Origin of the sequence: Arsenophonus nasoniae (genome assembly GCF_004768525.1) — a bacterium.
Classification (GTDB): domain Bacteria; phylum Pseudomonadota; class Gammaproteobacteria; order Enterobacterales; family Enterobacteriaceae; genus Arsenophonus; species Arsenophonus nasoniae.
In genome coordinates this window covers 36,538-52,227 of record NZ_CP038613.1, presented here as the reverse complement: position 1 = coordinate 52,227, position 15,690 = coordinate 36,538, and the positions used below count along the sequence as shown (strand labels likewise).

Here is a 15,690-nt window from a genome sequence, read left to right as displayed (position 1 = left end):
CACTTTTTATCTAAATCCGATCAATCAAAATTGATCCACTGTTTTACTCAGTTATTGCTCCTGAGCGCCGCTTATCTTTCAATCGGTAGCTTTCACCGCTTAATTGCAGTACATACGAATGATGAAGTAAACGATCAAGCATAGCGGCAGTTAATGTTGCGTCATCAGCAAAAGCACTTGGCCATTGCCCAAATGATAGGTTACTCGTCAATATGACACTGCCATGCTCATAACGCTTGGCAATCACATTGAAAAACAGGTTTGCTTCTTCTCGCCCAAACGGCAGGTATCCAATCTCATCGATAATCAACAACTTCGGGGCCATCACCGAACGTGATAGATATTGTTTGAGCTTATTTTGTCGTTTGGCAGTTGAGAGTTGCAACATCAGTTCAGCTGCCGTGGTAAAGCGGGTTTTCTTCTTGGCCTGTACTGCTTTTAATCCTAACCCAATAGCTAAATGCGTTTTGCCTACACCGCTTGGGCCAAGCAACACGACATTTTCATTACGTTCAATAAACGTTAATGCGCTTAATTCCTGTATGTGTTGTTTGGGGATCCCCGTTGCAAACTTAAAATCGAACGTATTAAGTTCTTTATGTGCTGGGAATCCTGCCATCCGACTCAAAAGATTACGAGTTCGTTCATCTCGTTGTTGTTGCTCACATTTTAACAGGGACAGTAAAAACTCTCCGTAGCTTTTGTCTTGGGCAATGCATTTTTCGGCAAGTGATGACCAATGAGTCGGAATAGAATTTAATTTCAATGACTCACACAGGTGTTCAATTTGTTCATGCAATAACATGTTCACCTCCCAGTAATGCTTCGTATACGCTGATTGAGTGTTGCAAACTGACAGATTCAAGGGGCGGTACGATAGGGATATTAAGCGTATTAGTCTGTGGGATAGATTGGCAAACCCTTGCTGGTAAGGGTAGAAGAGACTTAACTTCCTTAGCTAATCTATCTGCTGGCTTCTCTAACGTTGTTCCATGAATTCGCTGATGGGCAACGCGTTGTAACCATGGACCCACTTTTGCATTAGCTATTTCAATATCCAGTTCAAGATTATGAGCACGAAGGTCGGTGTTTAATGGCACGATAAAGCTGTTTTTTAAATAGTGGTTAAAGCGCTCTACTTTCCCTTTCGTTTTTGCCCTGTAGGGCTTGCAAGCCTTCAATTTAAACCCGTAATCTTTCGACATTTGAAGCATTTCGACATGTAATTTATGATCACCTTCTGCATAAGCATCCCGTTCGATGATGAGGGATTTTGCGTTATCACACAATACTTCCTGTGGTACACCACCAAAGTAGTCGAAAGCTTCTCTTAAACCTTGCTGCCACGATTCTGCTCGTTCATTATCAAAGAACTTTACATAACTCGCACGCGAATAGCCTAGCGTTGCAACAAACGCTTTCAGCGATTTTTTACCTCGCCGGATGCTGGTGAAGTCGATTTGCATTTGTTGACCTGGCTGTGTTTCAAAACGGACGACTACTTCGGGAACAATGCTTGGTTTAAATTGACAAACAAATCGGCGTAATTGAGCAATACCACCTTGATAGCCGTTTTCAACTACCTTATCAAATAAGACTGTTGCAGGGATCCAATCAGGTTTAGCCAGTTCAATTCGCTGAAGCAAATAAGGTTTAAAGGGGGATAATTTAGTCGGTTGTTGACTTCTTTTAGCATAAGTTGGCATTGTCTGTTGTTGTAAATGATGTTTTACGGTGTTACGGGATATACCCAACTCACTGGCAATTTTTCGAAGGCTTTGTCCTTGTGCAAAGCGAACATGAATATCCACAAATATCTCCTTGGTTAACATAAATTATCCGTACAAAAATGTGCGAATAATACCAAGTGGATCAGTTTTAGATGATCGTTAGTGGATCAGTTTTGCATGATCGGTGACATTAATAGAAACATTAGCCATGATTGCTATTTGCATGGTAGTGGGTAAATTAATTTCGCAATGGCTATTGGACAGTTATCAGTTTACTTTACCTATTTTTGTTTGTGTTTTATTTACTGGGGTTATCTTAAGTAATAGCTTATCATGGGTTGGTTTCTACCGAGTATTTGATCGCGCGGTTTCAGTTTTAGGCAATGTTAGTTTGTCACTTTTTTTAGCAATGGCATTGATGAGTTTAAAACTTTGGGAACTTGCTTCGTTAGCCATACCAATGCTCATTATTTTGCTGATACAAGCAATTGTCATGGGTCTTTATGCTATTTTTGTTACCTTTCCAATTATGGGCAAAAATTATGATGCAGCAGTATTAGCGGCTGGTCATTGTGGTTTTGGTTTAGGGGCAACGCCGACAGCAATTGCTAATATGCAAGCCGTAACAGAACGCTTTGGTCCTTCTCATTTAGCTTTTCTTGTCGTACCGATGGTTGGTGCTTTCTTTATTGATATTATTAATGCATTAGTGATTAAATTTTATCTATGGTTACCCATTTTTTCAGCGCCGATAATGAATGGATAACAGAAGTGTAATTGATTAATGTAACGGAGCCGCTGATTTTTAGCGGTTTTTTATTAATAACCAATTGATATGGTTAATTAATATTAAGCGTTGCTGTATTGTGAACGTTCGGGTAACCAACGTTCAATCAGAGCATTGGTATGGTTAGGATAATGTTGTTGCAAATGTTGGGCGGCATTTCTGATTTCTGGCAATAGGTCTTGATCGCGCATTAAATCAGCCACTTTGAATTCTGCATTGCCTGTTTGTCGAGTACCTAACAACTCTCCTGGGCCACGAATTTCCAAGTCTTTTTGTGCAATGACAAAGCCATCATTGCTATCTCTAAGTACCTGTAAACGTAATTTAGTCGTGTAAGTGAGTGGTGTTTTATATAGTAAAACACAATGTGAAGCAATACTTCCCCTGCCAACGCGGCCCCGTAATTGATGTAACTGGGCAAGCCCTAAACGCTCCGGGTTTTCAATAATCATTAAACTGGCATTTGGTACATCGACGCCGACTTCGATAACTGTGGTAGCGACGAGTAGTTGTAGTTTATTGGCGCTAAAATCTGCCATCACTTTTTGCTTTTCAGCCGATTTCATCCGCCCATGAACTAAGCCAATATTTAATTCAGGCAATGCGCGAGCCAGTTCTTCTTGTGTCGCTTGAGCCGCTTGTGCTTCAAGCACTTCAGAGTCATCAATTAATGTACAGACCCAATAAACTTGTCGCTTTTCTATCTGGCAGGCTTTTTTTACGCGTTGAATAACCTCATTGCGACGGGTATCAGGAATGGCTACTGTTGTGACGGGCGTTCTGCCGGGTGGTAGCTCATCGATGATTGAATTATCCAGATCCGCATAAGCTGTCATAGCCAGTGTACGTGGGATCGGCGTTGCTGTCATAATTAATTGATGGGGATAAATGCCGTGCTGCTGCCCCTTTTCCCATAGCGCCAGACGTTGATGTACACCAAAGCGATGTTGTTCATCAATGATCACTAATGCTAAGGCGTTGAATTCGACTTGCTGTTGAAAAATGGCATGAGTACCAATTATCATTGCGACTTTGCCTTTTGCAATAGCTTCTTGTTGATTTAGCCTGGATTTTCCTTTTTGTTTACCTGATAACCAACCAACTTGGATACCAAGTGGTTCAAGCCATTGGCGAAAAGTATTGGCATGCTGTTCTGCTAATAACTCGGTAGGCGCCATTAGTGCTGCCTGTTTACCATGAGCGATAGCACGAATTGCGGCAAATAGCGCTACTAATGTTTTACCAGAACCGACATCACCTTGGACTAAACGCATCATAGGGCTTGCTTTAGCCAGATCTGCTTCAATTTCACTGACAACTCTTTGTTGGGCTTTAGTTGGTGAATAGGGTAAACGTGTTAGCAATTGTTGTTTTAATTTTTCTTCTGCTGGTAGTGGCTGGGCTGAAAATTGTTGTGTTTCACTCCGAACCGTTAGCATACTTAATTGATGGGCTAATAACTCCTCAAAGATTAATCTGCGTTGCGCCGGATGTTTGCCCTTTTCCAGTATATTCAGAGGGATATCGGGTGGCGGACGATGAAGTATTTTAATAGCTTGTGGTAAGCTTATTAGCCCTTGATTAAATGGTGCTGGGATCAACTCACTGATCGCACAGCTATCAAGTAGTGTTAGCGCTTGATCAATCAGTTTGCGTAAAGTTATCTGACGTATCCCTTCAGTTATTGGATAAATTGGTGTTAGAGTATCTTGCAACTCAATCTGATCGGCATCAGGTTTTATTTTATATTCGGGATGAATAATTTCTGGTCCTAAATTGCCTCGCCGGATTTCACCATAAGCAACAATATATTTACCGGCTGCTAGACTATTCTTCATAGCGGTAGAAAAGTTAAAAAACCGCAGGGTTAATGTTCCTGAGCCGTCACTAATTTGGCAGATCATCATTCGTTTACGTCCAAAGATGATTTTAGTTTGTAATATTTTGCCGCTGACGGTTACAGTGCTGCCCGGTTGAACATCATTAATCGTATAAAGTTGAGTTTGATCTTGATAACGTAAAGGTAGATGAAAGAGGAGATCCTGGATAGTACGAAGCCCTATTTTATTGAGTTTTTCTGCTTGTGATGCGCCAACACCGTTTAGTGATGTTAATGGAATAGCATCAAGTAATTTCCCCCGCATGCAATTAGTTCTCCAGAGTGCGTTTTTTACCTGGTACTTTAGTCGATTGCATCGCTGCCCACCATGCATCACTGGCAACAATTTCGCCATGTTCGTTAATTAGTGGTCGGGGAAGTCCTTTATGTTTTGAAACGGCAGCTAATACCGGATAACCGCCCTCAAAAAGCCATTCTTGTTGTTCTTCTTCTGATAGCTGACTAAAAAGGCTGTTATACATATTGGCATTTTGTCTTTGCCGTTGCGCTTCATAAAGAATTAAAGCAGAAGCAACAGAGACATTTAATGACTGTACCATACCCATCATAGGAATATGAATATTATGATCAGCCAGCGCGAGAGCTTGTTTGGAAATACCCGTTCGTTCTTGTCCCAAAATAATACAGGTTGGTTGAGTGTAATCTATTTGACGAAAATCGATAGCTTGTTTAGTAAGATGAGCGGCTAAGATTTGCATGCCCGCAGCTTTGCAGGTAGAGATTGCCTTTTCAATAGTGGCATGGGTTTTTACTTTCACCCAATGATTACTACCAGCAGCCGCAGCAGATAAGCTTTTGGTGCTATTTTGGCACCAGATTGCATGAATTTGTGATATTCCAACCGCATCAGCGGTACGGATCACAGCAGAAATATTATGTGGCTTATGGACATTTTCAAGACAAACCGTCAGATCAGGTTGGCGCATGGCGATTATTTGGCGGATGCGAGCATAACGTTTTGAGTTCATAACTTAGTTCCGGTTACGGCTGATGCGTAAAACATCAGGCATGATACGGATTTTTTTCATAATATTAGCTAATTGAATACGATCCTTAGCGGTTAAACGAATAAATGCACAATAGACACGTCCATCTTTCTCTTCAATATTCATACTTTGAATACTAGAATTTGCACTATTAATAGCTGCGGTTAAATTAGCTAATGCCCCTTGATGATTAATCATATCGACTTTAATTTCAGCAATGAAGTTGTTATTAACGCCCTCATCCCACTCGACTTGCATAAACTTCTCTGGCTCTTTTTGATAGCCTCTGATATTACGACAAGACTCATGGTGTATAACTAAACCTTTACCTGGGCTAATATGAGCAACAATGGGATCTCCGGGAATAGGGCGACAACATTTGGCAAAGGTAATTAATACCCCTTCTGCCCCTTTAATCGGTAGTTTACTACGGTTATCACTATTATCTGTAATAACGTTATTTATACTAGCATTGCCTAATAAATTATGTGCTACAACAACACTCATAGTATTGCCAAGACCAACTTCAGCGAGCAAATCATCCATTGAGTGGAGTTTCATTCTTGCTAGTTCTTTATTGATATTTTCTTGCGGAATATCGCCTAATTTCTTGCCATTACCTAAAGCATGGTTGAGTAAGCGGCGACCTAAACTAATTGAATCTTCTCGCTTGAGGTTTTTAAGTAGTTGGCGTATTTTTGCTCTGGCTTTGGAACTAACAACGAAATTCAACCAAGCGGCATTTGGCCTTGCGCCGGGTGCAGTAATAATTTCTATGGTTTGCCCGGTACTTAACGATTGTGATAGAGGATAGGGTTGACGATCCACTCGGGCACCAACACAGGCATGGCCTATATCGGTATGTACAGCATAGGCGAAATCAACTGGGGTTGCGCCAGTAGGTAATTCGACAATTCGACCTTCGGGGGTAAAAACATAAATTTCGTCAGGAAAAAGATCAGATTTTACACTTTCAATGAATTCAAAAGAATTCCCTGCGCTTTGTTGTAGTTCCAGTAAGCTTTGCATCCAGCGTTGTGCTCTGATTTGAGCAGTTGTGCTAGATTCTGCTTGTTCTTTATATGCCCAGTGGGCAGCGACACCCATTTCGGCCATTTGATCCATATCTTCAGTACGAATTTGTACTTCAATTGGTACACCATGTGGGCCAATCATTGATGTATGTAAAGATTGATAGCCATTGGCTTTGGGGATGGCAATATAATCTTTCACTCGTCCTGGCCGAGGATTATACAAACTATGTACTTGTCCAAGAACGCGGTAACATGTATCAACATCCTTAACAATAATTCGAAAGGCATAAATATCCATAATTGAGTGGAAGCGCTGCTCTTTCAGCTGCATTTTACGATATATTGAATAGAGATGTTTTTCTCGACCAAATACTCGGCATGGGATCCTGGCTTCTAATAATCTACCTTCGATTTCTGCCAATATTTTTTGGATCATCTCTTTTCGGTTACCACGAGCTGCTTTTACTACCTCTTTAATAACTCGATAGCGATTGGGGTAGAGTGCTTCAAAGCCTAACTCTTCCAATTCAGTTTTGAGATGATGAATACCAAGACGATGTGCCAGTGGGCTATAAATTTCTAATGTTTCTCTCGCGATGCGGCGGCGCTTATCGGCACGAAGGGAACCTAAAGTACGCATATTGTGCGTTCGATCTGCGAGTTTGATTAAAATGACACGGATATCTTGTACCATGGCCATAATCATTTTGCGAAAATTTTCTGCTTGAGCTTCTTTTTTATCACGGAAATTGAGTTTATCGAGTTTTGATACCCCTTCAACTAGGCCTGCAACAGTTTTACCAAAAAGCTGTTTTATATCCTGAAAAGTTGCAGGGGTATCCTCGATAACATCATGTAGTAATGCGGCCATTAATGTTTCATGATCTAAACGCATTTCCGCTAAAATACATGCCACCGCAACTGGATGAGTTATATAAGGTTCACCACTTGAACGGGTTTGGCCTTCATGTGCATCCCGGGCAACAACATAAGCTTGTTTCAGTAACGATATATGCTCTTCTGGCAGATAGTCCTGAACGATTTGATTGAGGCTTTCAAACAGGTACAAGGTAAGCCTACCTTTTCAGTTAACGTCGACCTTCAGCAATAGCAGATACTGCTTGCATTTCTGCTGCTTCTTGTTCCTGTTCTTCTTGACGTTCACGGACATCAAGAATTTGAGCATTAATCAACCCTGATTCTATTTCACGCAGAGAAATAACAGTGACCTTATCATTTTCTTCTTTAACTAAAGGGCTTTTACCTTTAATCTGTAATTGACGCGCACGACGCGCTGCCACTAAAACTAAATCGAAACGATTACCAATTTTTTCTACCGCATCTTGAACTGTTACACGTGCCATAATATGACTCCAAAGATAAAGAAATGACCGGATATAATACTGAACCTTTACTCAGTCTGCCAATAGTTTATTAATTAAAGTATTATGTCGCTGAATCTGACGTTCTAAACGTAGACGCTCAGATCGAATAATAGATTGTAAATCGCCTAATGCAGTATTGAAATCATCATTAACAATAATGTAATCATATTCGTTATAATGCTTTATTTCAGAAACCGCTTGTGCCATACGCTGATTAATCGTTTCTTCACTATCTTGCCCACGACCACGTAAACGGCGTAGTAACTCATTTTTAGACGGTGGTAAGATAAAAATAGTGCGAGCGGAGGGCATTTTTTGGCGAATTTGCTGTGCGCCTTGCCAATCAATATCTAAAAATACATCGACACCACTATTAATAATTTCTTCGATAACTACCCGGGAAGTTCCATAATAATTGCCGAACACGCAGGCATATTCAAGGAAATCATTATGCTCAATCATTTGCTGAAATTTGCTTTCAGTAATGAAATAGTAATGTTCACCGTTTTTTTCACCAGGGCGTATCGCTCTAGTGGTATGCGAAATAGAAACTTGTGTGTCATATAGAGGCTGAGTTTTTAATAAAGCCTGAATAAGACTCGATTTGCCTGCACCACTTGGGGCAGACACAATATATAACGTTCCTTGAATCATGATGATTTCTTGATTAACTGGCTAATTAATTAATAAAATTTTTAAAAAGTACAAAAGCTCTTTAATAGTATACACATGCAATCAGTAACATACAGCTTTACTAACATTTTTAATGCAAGATCTGAATTATTTTTGAAAATACTTACCATTTTTGCAAAGCGCTTTGAGAAAAAATGATTATTAGATATCTTGATAATTATTTTCTATTTATGTCTTCCCAATAATTGAAATTGTATATTGAAAGTATTTTTCGTGAATGGAATAAATAGATGATTAAAATTATGCATGGATGCTGTTTATTATGAGATCTTTTATTTTTGTTTCAGTCTACTATTGTTGGCGCTTTTTTTTATTATTGTTTTTGTTAAATATAAACTCATCAATTGCGCAAAATATTCAATGCCCGGATTGGCCTAAATTAGTTTTACATAGGGAAATCAAAGCAATTAATTCAGAATTAAAACGCTGGGATGAAGCATATTATATTAATGGCCAAAGTTTGGTTAATGATGAAACTTACGATCAAATTTTTGCGTTATGGAAACATTGGTCAAATTGTCTTCGACTCCCGCCAGATAAAACGAATACGCTTTCTTTACCCATTAAAGGAAGAAAAACTCACCCAGTTATTCATACTGGCTTAAAAAAGATAACTGCTGATGAAATCGCTCGATGGATAGCAGGTCGTCATGAAGTTTGGTTACAACCAAAAGTCGATGGTGTGGCTGCTACATTGGTTTATAAAAAAGGAAAATTGGCTGCATTAATTAGTCGGGGTAATGGTATAGAAGGAATTGATTGGACGCCAAAAGCCGATTTTTTGCCAGCAATTCCCAAAACGATTCCAAATCATGCTACTCAATTAATATTACAAGGTGAATTATTTTGGTATCAGACTGGTCACCAACAAGCCATTGCCGGAGGAGCTAATGCTCGTAATAAAGTTGCTGGTTGGTTAATGCGTAAGAATTTATTGGTTCAACAAGAGGAACAAATTGGCATTTTTATTTGGAGTTGGCCTGATGGGCCGTCGAATATGCAAACACAATTTGCACAATTAGAAAGATGGGGTTTTCCGTTAACCAAACGCTACTCTCATTTAGTCACTAGTGTTGATCAAATTACACAATGGCAACGCTATTATTACAATCAGCCAATGCCTTTTGCAACAGATGGCATTGTGTTAAAACAACTGCCATATACTCTAGGCCAATACTGGCAAGCAGGTATAAATAACTGGTCCGTTGCTTGGAAATATCCGACTCAGAATCGGGTCGCTCAAGTTGCAGCTGTTAAATTTAATATCGGGAGAACCGGAAAAATTAATCCTATTATCGGTATTTTGCCTGGAGATGCAATACAAATATCATTATCTGGTCATGGGATCCCTAAATTTGACAAGATTGTTTGGCAAATTAAACAGCGGAAAATGCTGTCGGTACCAGAACAAAAAAATTATCATCAATTAAGCTGTTTTTATTATTCAATGAGATGCGAAAGTCAGTTTGTTGCTCGTTTAGTTTGGTTGGCGAAACAGCTTAAGATGGAAGGGATCAACGAAAAAGGCTGGTTGGCTTTAATAAGAGCTGGGAAAATAACCAATTTAATGGATTGGTCTAGGTTAACATTGGAACAAATCACTGAAGTGGCAATGTTTAAAGCTAATAAAGGAAAATTTATTTATCAACAATTTCTATCAGCGCAAAAACGTCCCTTTTCTGAATGGTTAAAAGGGCTAGGCGTACCACTACCAGAAAAACTTTTTAGCAAAATAAACTGTTGGAATGATTTATCCTCTAAAGAAATAAACAGCGCTATTTTGTCGCGTAAACAACAAAAAAAATTAGTGCAATTTATTGAGAATAAAGATGTTAAACAGCTAGTAAAGGTTTTGGGCCAACATAAAATAAATGGATTTTTTAATGAAAATTAGTCCAAGTAATAACATGCTGATTTAATTAGATATATATGGAAATCTTAATCATTATTCTCATAATTAAATACAGGTAATCCTAATCGATAACGAATGGCAAGTAGACGTCCAGTTAAACCAGCTATTAAGGTAATGATTATAACCATATCTTTAGGTAAGGGGGTATATAGTATTAATCCGATATAGAGCCATGCCGCAGCAAAAGAGATGCCAGCATATATCTCTTTTTGAAAAACAAGGGGGATTGTATTACATAACATATCACGCAGTACGCCACCGAAAACACCGGTAATGACGGCTGCAATAGCGGCGATGATATAACTATAATTCATATCGAGCGCTATTTGAGCGCCAATAATGGAAAAGACAATAAGACCAATGGCATCCAAAATTAAAAATAATCGTCGCAAATGTTTCATCATTGGTGCAAGCCAGATAGTAATAACTGCGGCACAAGCGACAATGACAATATATTCAGGATGCTTAACCCAACCTAGAGGATAGTGTCCTAATAAGATATCGCGTACAGAACCGCCCCCAATTGCGGTTGCTGAGGCAATAATAATAACGCCAAAAACATCCATTTTACGGCGACCAGCGGCTAAAGCTCCGGTCATGGCTTCAGCTGTAATTCCAATTATATAAAGTATGCTAAGTAACATAATGATTTTTTAGATACGGCAAACCTTAAGACATAAAGTTGTATTATAAAAATAAAGTATTGACTAATATTTTTGTCGTGTTCACATAATTACACTATTTTTTATCGCCCACGACAAAAGAGTGCGGATAATAAAATGACTTACCAAGAACAGCAAATTACTTTTGATAAACGCAATCACCAACTGACTAATATAAATGTATGGACATCAGATAGCCAGTGGCTAGTTTTTGATGTACGCCCAAATAGTGCTTCCTTTACAGGATTAACAATAGAAAAAGTTAATATTAAAACGCAACAACAAAAACAGATCTATTGCGCCAAAAATGGCGCGTATGTTGGTGTTGCTACAGTTAGTAGTGAAAACCCATCTAGATATGCTTTTATTCATGGCTCAGAAGATCCCGATGAAAATTGGCATTATGATTTTCATCATCGTCGAGGGGTAATTGTCAGCGATATAAAAACCAATGTAGCCGAAAATATTGAAGCTATGTGCATTACGCCGCCTTTTTTAGCGGGTGCATTGAGAGGAGGCACGCATGTTCATGTATTTAGTCCAGATAATAGCAGGCTTAGTTTTACTTACAATGATCACGTGATGCATGAATATGATTCGGCGCTTGATTTACGTAATGTGGCAATTGCGATCCCATATCATACTATTAATGTTGGCACCTTGGGGCAGAAAAAACATCAACGTGAGTATAATGGCCATTATTATTGTGTCGTGATCAGTGAAACAACGCCTATACCAAAACCGGGTAGTGATGAAATCAGCCGTGCTTATGAAGAAGGCTGGATTGGTCATAATGGGTATCAGAGAGCAAATGGGGACAAGCAACGTTGGGCGATTGCATTTATTGGTGATACTTACTCTTTACAAGGAGAAATTGTAGCAGAAATTTTTATTGTTGATTTACCTGAATCTGCTGAGAAGTATGCTATTGCCGGCAATAAGCCAATCCAGGGTACCGAAACTAGCATGCCAGCGCCACCTAAAGGGATTAAACAACGTCGTTTAACCTATACTCATCAACGTAAGTATCCAGGAGTGGTTAATCAGCCACGTCATTGGCTGCGTTCTTCACCTGATGGCAGTAAAATCGGTTATTTAATGAAAGATGATAACGGCATTGTCCAGTTTTGGCTGGTTTCTCCAGTTAGTGGCATAATGCAGCAAATAACCCAGTCTGCGTGGGATATTCAGTCAGCGTTTAGCTGGGATAGTCAAGGTCGCTATGTGGCGTTTATTTGCGATAATAGCGTAATGTTATGTGAAATTTCTGCTGGCAAACTAATTCGTTTGACTGTTCGCAGTGATGTGCCGCCATCAGGTGATGCTGTGGTGATTTCCCCCGATGACAGCAATATTGCTTATTTACGTGATATTGATGGTTATCAACAAATCTTTATTGTAGCAACCGGAATTGTTTGATTTTAAAAATTTTTGTCGTTATTGATATCAAAAGTGATAAGTTGCACTTAACATAATATCATGGGTTCTGACTTTGGTTTTTGAGTTAAACTCGGTTCCAATCGAATCGAAATGGTATACTTCAGCCTGGCCAGCATCCAGATATTTGTAACTCAAATCAAATGAAAAATCTTGATTAATCGAGTACTTGATACCTGTGCCAGCACTCCAGGCAAAGTTGTTGGTGGCATGAGAGCGTGACCAAAGGGGAATAGTAAGTGAGTTAACATTTATTTTAAAGATATTAGATGTTTTTTGACTTATATAAGCATAACCTAACCCGGCAGAGAGATAAGGTGTGAAATCGGTTGAGTTTTTAAAGTCATAATAAGCGTTAAGCATTAATGTATTTAGTTCAATTTTATTCTTAACCGTGGTATTACCAGGAAAGAAATTTTCATCATAACCTGAATAGTTATAGTCAGCTTTTGCCCGACTAGTAAAGTCTAGTTCGGTTCTGACAGGAAGGTTAAATTTTTCATAAAAATCATAACCTAAAGTGAGCCCAGCACCAAATACGGCGGTTCTATGGTTATCTCCCTTTAGTTTTTTTTCAAAGGTTACTTCATCACCGCCAATTTCCAATGTATAAAAAGTTGGATAAAATTGCCCCTTCATTTGCTGGATTGAGGCACCCATTTTTGCGCTGACGTAAACACCACTTTTACTTTCATTTGCTAGAGCAATGGATGGAATTAAACTGATAATGGATAAGGTCAATATTATTTTTTTCATTCTCTATTTCTCTAATATTAAAGTAAAGAAATTTGTGTTTATCTGCTAAAAATAAGAATAGCTGACAAATTAAAAATTACATTAGTTTATTTATAATATAATTATCAAGATAAGCAATTCCCTATGTCAGCATCCTTAAGGGGATTAAACAGCGACGTTTAACCTATACTCATCAACGTAAATATCCCGGGGTGATTAATCAGCCACGCCATTGGCTCCGCTCTACGCCTGATGGCAGTAAAATCGATTTTTTAATGAAAGATGATAACGGCATTGTCCAGTTTTGGCTGGTTTCTCCAGTTAGTGGCATAATGCAGCAAATAACCCAGTCTGCGTGGGATATTCAGTCAGCGTTTAGCTGGGATAGTCAAGGTCGCTATGTGGCGTTTATTTGCGATAATAGCGTAATGTTATGTGAAATTTCTGCTGGCAAACTAATTCGTTTGACTGTTCGCAGTGATGTGCCGCCATCAGGTGATGCTGTGGTGATTTCCCCCGATGACAGCAATATTGCTTATTTACGTGATATTGATGGTTATCAACAAATCTTTATTGTAGCAACCGGAATTGTTTGATTTTAAAAATTTTTGTCGTTATTGATATCAAAAGTGATAAGTTGCACTTAACATAATATCATGGGTTCTGACTTTGGTTTTTACATTAGTTTCTACGCCATCAAGATTGAAATAATCTACTTCAGCTTGGCCTGCATCCAGATATTTATAGCTAAGATCGAATGAAAAATCTTGACTAACTGTATATTTGATACCTGCGCCAGCACTCCAGGCAAAGTTGTTGGTGGCGTGAGAGCGTGTTTGGAGAGTTTCGGTGCTAGTTTTCCCTCCTGATATACCCAAGGTTGCTATTTGAGATGTTTTTTGGCTTAAATAAGCATAACCTAAGCCAGCAGAGAGATAAGGAGTGAAATCAGATGGATTTTTAAAATCATAATAAGCGTTAAACATCAATGTATTTGCTTCTATTTGATTTTTAATAGTATTTCTAAGAAAAAAAATGGAATTTTCTTGAGATTTTGAATAGTTGTAATCAGCGTTTGCCCGGCTAGTAAAGTCTAATTCAGCTCTGACGGGAAGATTGAAATTATCATAAAAATCATAGCCTAAAGAGAGGCCAGTACCAAATACGGCAGTTCTATGGTTATCCCCTTTTTGTTTCTCATTAATGTTGTTTGGGAAAACAATATATGGAAAAAATTGCCCCTTCATTTACAAAATAGAGGCACCCATTTTTGCGCTGATATAAACACCATTTTTACTATTATCGGCTAGTGCCAGTGGTGCAATTAAACTAATTAATGATAAAACTAAAAATTTCTTCATAATTAATTTCTATTCTATTAATAAGATATCTATTATTTTGTTAATTGTAGATAGTATTTTTTATTTTTTATTTTTTATTTTTTATTTTTTATTTTTTATTTTTTATTTTTTATTTTTTATTTTTTATTTTTTCTGTATTAATGCCGAAAAATAGATTCAGCTTTAGTTAGTAGGGCTGTGGAGTCTAAATTGATGGTTATTTTATTAGGCTTTACTAAGTAAATAGCAAAAAGGTAACAATAAGCCATGTTTTGCGCTTTATTTGGGATTGCTAATTTTATGGAATAAAAATATTTACCTGTAGCAATTAAATTTTTCGCTAACACTTTTTGCCTCTGATTGAAATAAATTTTTATTGTTTATTGTGCTAAGCATTGACAATATGAACAGTAATTTTCTTTCCCGGAGGGTTCTGTGATTGTTTTATTTGGAGGTCGTTGGCGGTATATTCGCCACTTGTTTCTTTTCCCAATCATGAACGCGCTTTTTTGGTGAGGGGGGCGATACAACTTTGTCAACCTGAAAATAATCATACGGAAGTAAAATGGTATCAAGTAGCGCAGAAAAAGGTAAATCAATCATGGCAAGGGGTTTTATCACCCAGCCGGTATCGCCATCTTTAAGTATTCGGGTATCGGCTTTGGTGCCGGAATAGTAACCTTGATGAGGACCAACATGGGTCATAATACTTGAGCAGCCGCTTAACAGTATCAAGCAGCTGAAAATATTTAAACAGATGGTATTATAGATAACGAGGATTAATCTTCTCATTAAAGGTATAAGCCTAACTTCTCCAAGCGAATATGAAATTTTAATGATAAACATTAATGTTAAAAATACCAGCTTGTGAATAGAAATAAACCTTTTTAACCATTATTTTCTGCTGTATGTCCTAGATAGAGTACAGTTAATGGAAAATTGGTTACATAAAAGTTTATTTGTCTTTGCAATGGTGATTGGTTTAAAGAGATTGATTAACAATTTATATATTTCTTTGGGGTTAGTCCAATCGCTTTTTTAAGAATAAGGTAGATAAAGATAATCCCAGGTGGTTAAAAATTCATTAAT

At 38.2% G+C, this 15,690-nt stretch carries 13 protein-coding genes and 2 pseudogenes; 4 read left to right on the top strand and 11 right to left on the bottom strand.

Features of this window, described 5'->3' with window-relative positions; genetic code table 11:
* Positions 1–43 precede the first annotated feature (43 nt).
* Together istB and istA are read right to left on the bottom strand one after the other, a co-directional pair.
* Positions 44–805 carry an IS21-like element helper ATPase IstB gene (istB, locus tag ArsFIN_RS00220; protein WP_135677399.1) on the bottom strand — a complete coding sequence of 254 codons (762 nt, stop codon included), beginning with the start codon at positions 803–805 and terminating at the stop codon, positions 44–46.
* Positions 792–1,832: an IS21 family transposase gene (gene istA / locus ArsFIN_RS00215; protein WP_135677398.1), complete on the bottom strand. Its 1,041-nt coding sequence runs from the start codon at positions 1,830–1,832 to the stop codon at positions 792–794. Before istA ends, istB begins: the two co-directional genes overlap by 14 nt.
* A gap of 79 nt (positions 1,833–1,911) precedes the next feature.
* On the opposite strand from istA, the pseudogene ArsFIN_RS00210 reads away from it, so the two are divergent.
* Positions 1,912–2,496, top strand: a pseudogene (locus ArsFIN_RS00210) (sodium/glutamate symporter); the annotation flags it as partial.
* Between the two features lie 83 nt (positions 2,497–2,579).
* On the opposite strand, the gene recG reads toward ArsFIN_RS00210, so the two are convergent.
* Genes recG through gmk form a run of 5 tightly spaced genes read right to left on the bottom strand, consistent with a single transcriptional unit; the run spans position 2,580 to position 8,476 of the window.
* Entirely contained in the window at positions 2,580–4,661 is a 2,082-nt protein-coding gene (gene recG, locus ArsFIN_RS00205) for an ATP-dependent DNA helicase RecG (protein ID WP_026822163.1), read from the bottom strand.
* A gap of 4 nt (positions 4,662–4,665) precedes the next feature.
* Positions 4,666–5,385: a tRNA (guanosine(18)-2'-O)-methyltransferase TrmH gene (gene trmH / locus ArsFIN_RS00200; protein ID WP_026822164.1), complete on the bottom strand. Its 720-nt coding sequence runs from the start codon at positions 5,383–5,385 to the stop codon at positions 4,666–4,668.
* Positions 5,386–5,388: 3 nt separating this feature from the next.
* Positions 5,389–7,506 (bottom strand): bifunctional GTP diphosphokinase/guanosine-3',5'-bis pyrophosphate 3'-pyrophosphohydrolase, encoded by a 2,118-nt coding sequence (spoT, locus tag ArsFIN_RS00195; protein ID WP_026822165.1) that lies wholly within the window; start codon positions 7,504–7,506, stop codon positions 5,389–5,391.
* A gap of 19 nt (positions 7,507–7,525) precedes the next feature.
* Positions 7,526–7,801, bottom strand: a complete 276-nt coding sequence (rpoZ, locus tag ArsFIN_RS00190) for a DNA-directed RNA polymerase subunit omega (RefSeq protein WP_026822166.1) — start codon at positions 7,799–7,801, stop codon at positions 7,526–7,528.
* A gap of 51 nt (positions 7,802–7,852) precedes the next feature.
* On the bottom strand, positions 7,853–8,476 hold the full coding sequence (gene gmk / locus ArsFIN_RS00185) for a guanylate kinase (protein ID WP_026822167.1): 624 nt from the start codon (positions 8,474–8,476) through the stop codon (positions 7,853–7,855).
* 301 nt (positions 8,477–8,777) lie between these two features.
* Between gmk and ArsFIN_RS00180 the strand changes: the two genes are divergently transcribed.
* Positions 8,778–10,409 (top strand): DNA ligase B, encoded by a 1,632-nt coding sequence (locus ArsFIN_RS00180; protein ID WP_051296946.1) that lies wholly within the window; start codon positions 8,778–8,780, stop codon positions 10,407–10,409.
* A 44-nt stretch (positions 10,410–10,453) separates the two neighbouring features.
* Here the strand turns inward: ArsFIN_RS00180 and ArsFIN_RS00175 are convergent, their stop codons facing one another.
* Entirely contained in the window at positions 10,454–11,071 is a 618-nt protein-coding gene (locus tag ArsFIN_RS00175) for a trimeric intracellular cation channel family protein (RefSeq protein WP_026822168.1), read from the bottom strand.
* A gap of 135 nt (positions 11,072–11,206) precedes the next feature.
* On the opposite strand from ArsFIN_RS00175, the gene ArsFIN_RS00170 reads away from it, so the two are divergent.
* Entirely contained in the window at positions 11,207–12,508 is a 1,302-nt protein-coding gene (locus ArsFIN_RS00170) for a DUF3748 domain-containing protein (RefSeq protein WP_026822169.1), read from the top strand.
* Positions 12,509–12,535: 27 nt separating this feature from the next.
* Here ArsFIN_RS00170 and ArsFIN_RS00165 read toward each other — a convergent pair whose 3' ends face one another.
* Positions 12,536–13,282: an outer membrane protein gene (locus ArsFIN_RS00165; protein ID WP_026822170.1), complete on the bottom strand. Its 747-nt coding sequence runs from the start codon at positions 13,280–13,282 to the stop codon at positions 12,536–12,538.
* 140 nt (positions 13,283–13,422) lie between these two features.
* On the opposite strand from ArsFIN_RS00165, the pseudogene ArsFIN_RS00160 reads away from it, so the two are divergent.
* Positions 13,423–13,857: pseudogene (locus tag ArsFIN_RS00160) on the top strand (TolB family protein); the annotation flags it as partial.
* 27 nt (positions 13,858–13,884) lie between these two features.
* Here ArsFIN_RS00160 and ArsFIN_RS00155 read toward each other — a convergent pair.
* Positions 13,885–14,508, bottom strand: coding sequence for an outer membrane protein (locus ArsFIN_RS00155; RefSeq protein ID WP_051296947.1), 624 nt, complete (start codon positions 14,506–14,508; stop codon positions 13,885–13,887).
* A 537-nt stretch (positions 14,509–15,045) separates the two neighbouring features.
* A complete protein-coding gene (locus ArsFIN_RS00150) occupies positions 15,046–15,306 on the bottom strand; it encodes a YceK/YidQ family lipoprotein (RefSeq protein ID WP_338023311.1) in 261 nt (86 codons plus the stop codon).
* Between the last annotated feature and the right edge of the window lie 384 nt (positions 15,307–15,690).

What these genes read in the sequence shown, in the direction of transcription:
- istB (WP_135677399.1), bottom strand. Translation starts at nt 805, where the DNA reads ATGTTATTGCATGAACAAATTGAACACCTGTGTGAGTCATTGAAATTA.
- istA (WP_135677398.1), bottom strand. Translation starts at nt 1,832, where the DNA reads ATGTTAACCAAGGAGATATTTGTGGATATTCATGTTCGCTTTGCACAA.
- recG (WP_026822163.1), bottom strand. Translation starts at nt 4,661, where the DNA reads ATGCGGGGGAAATTACTTGATGCTATTCCATTAACATCACTAAACGGT.
- trmH (WP_026822164.1), bottom strand. Translation starts at nt 5,385, where the DNA reads ATGAACTCAAAACGTTATGCTCGCATCCGCCAAATAATCGCCATGCGC.
- rpoZ (WP_026822166.1), bottom strand. Translation starts at nt 7,801, where the DNA reads ATGGCACGTGTAACAGTTCAAGATGCGGTAGAAAAAATTGGTAATCGT.
- gmk (WP_026822167.1), bottom strand. Translation starts at nt 8,476, where the DNA reads ATGATTCAAGGAACGTTATATATTGTGTCTGCCCCAAGTGGTGCAGGC.
- ArsFIN_RS00180 (WP_051296946.1), top strand. Translation starts at nt 8,778, where the DNA reads ATGAGATCTTTTATTTTTGTTTCAGTCTACTATTGTTGGCGCTTTTTT.
- ArsFIN_RS00175 (WP_026822168.1), bottom strand. Translation starts at nt 11,071, where the DNA reads ATGTTACTTAGCATACTTTATATAATTGGAATTACAGCTGAAGCCATG.
- ArsFIN_RS00170 (WP_026822169.1), top strand. Translation starts at nt 11,207, where the DNA reads ATGACTTACCAAGAACAGCAAATTACTTTTGATAAACGCAATCACCAA.
- ArsFIN_RS00165 (WP_026822170.1), bottom strand. Translation starts at nt 13,282, where the DNA reads ATGAAAAAAATAATATTGACCTTATCCATTATCAGTTTAATTCCATCC.
- ArsFIN_RS00155 (WP_051296947.1), bottom strand. Translation starts at nt 14,508, where the DNA reads ATGAAGGGGCAATTTTTTCCATATATTGTTTTCCCAAACAACATTAAT.
- ArsFIN_RS00150 (WP_338023311.1), bottom strand. Translation starts at nt 15,306, where the DNA reads ATGACCCATGTTGGTCCTCATCAAGGTTACTATTCCGGCACCAAAGCC.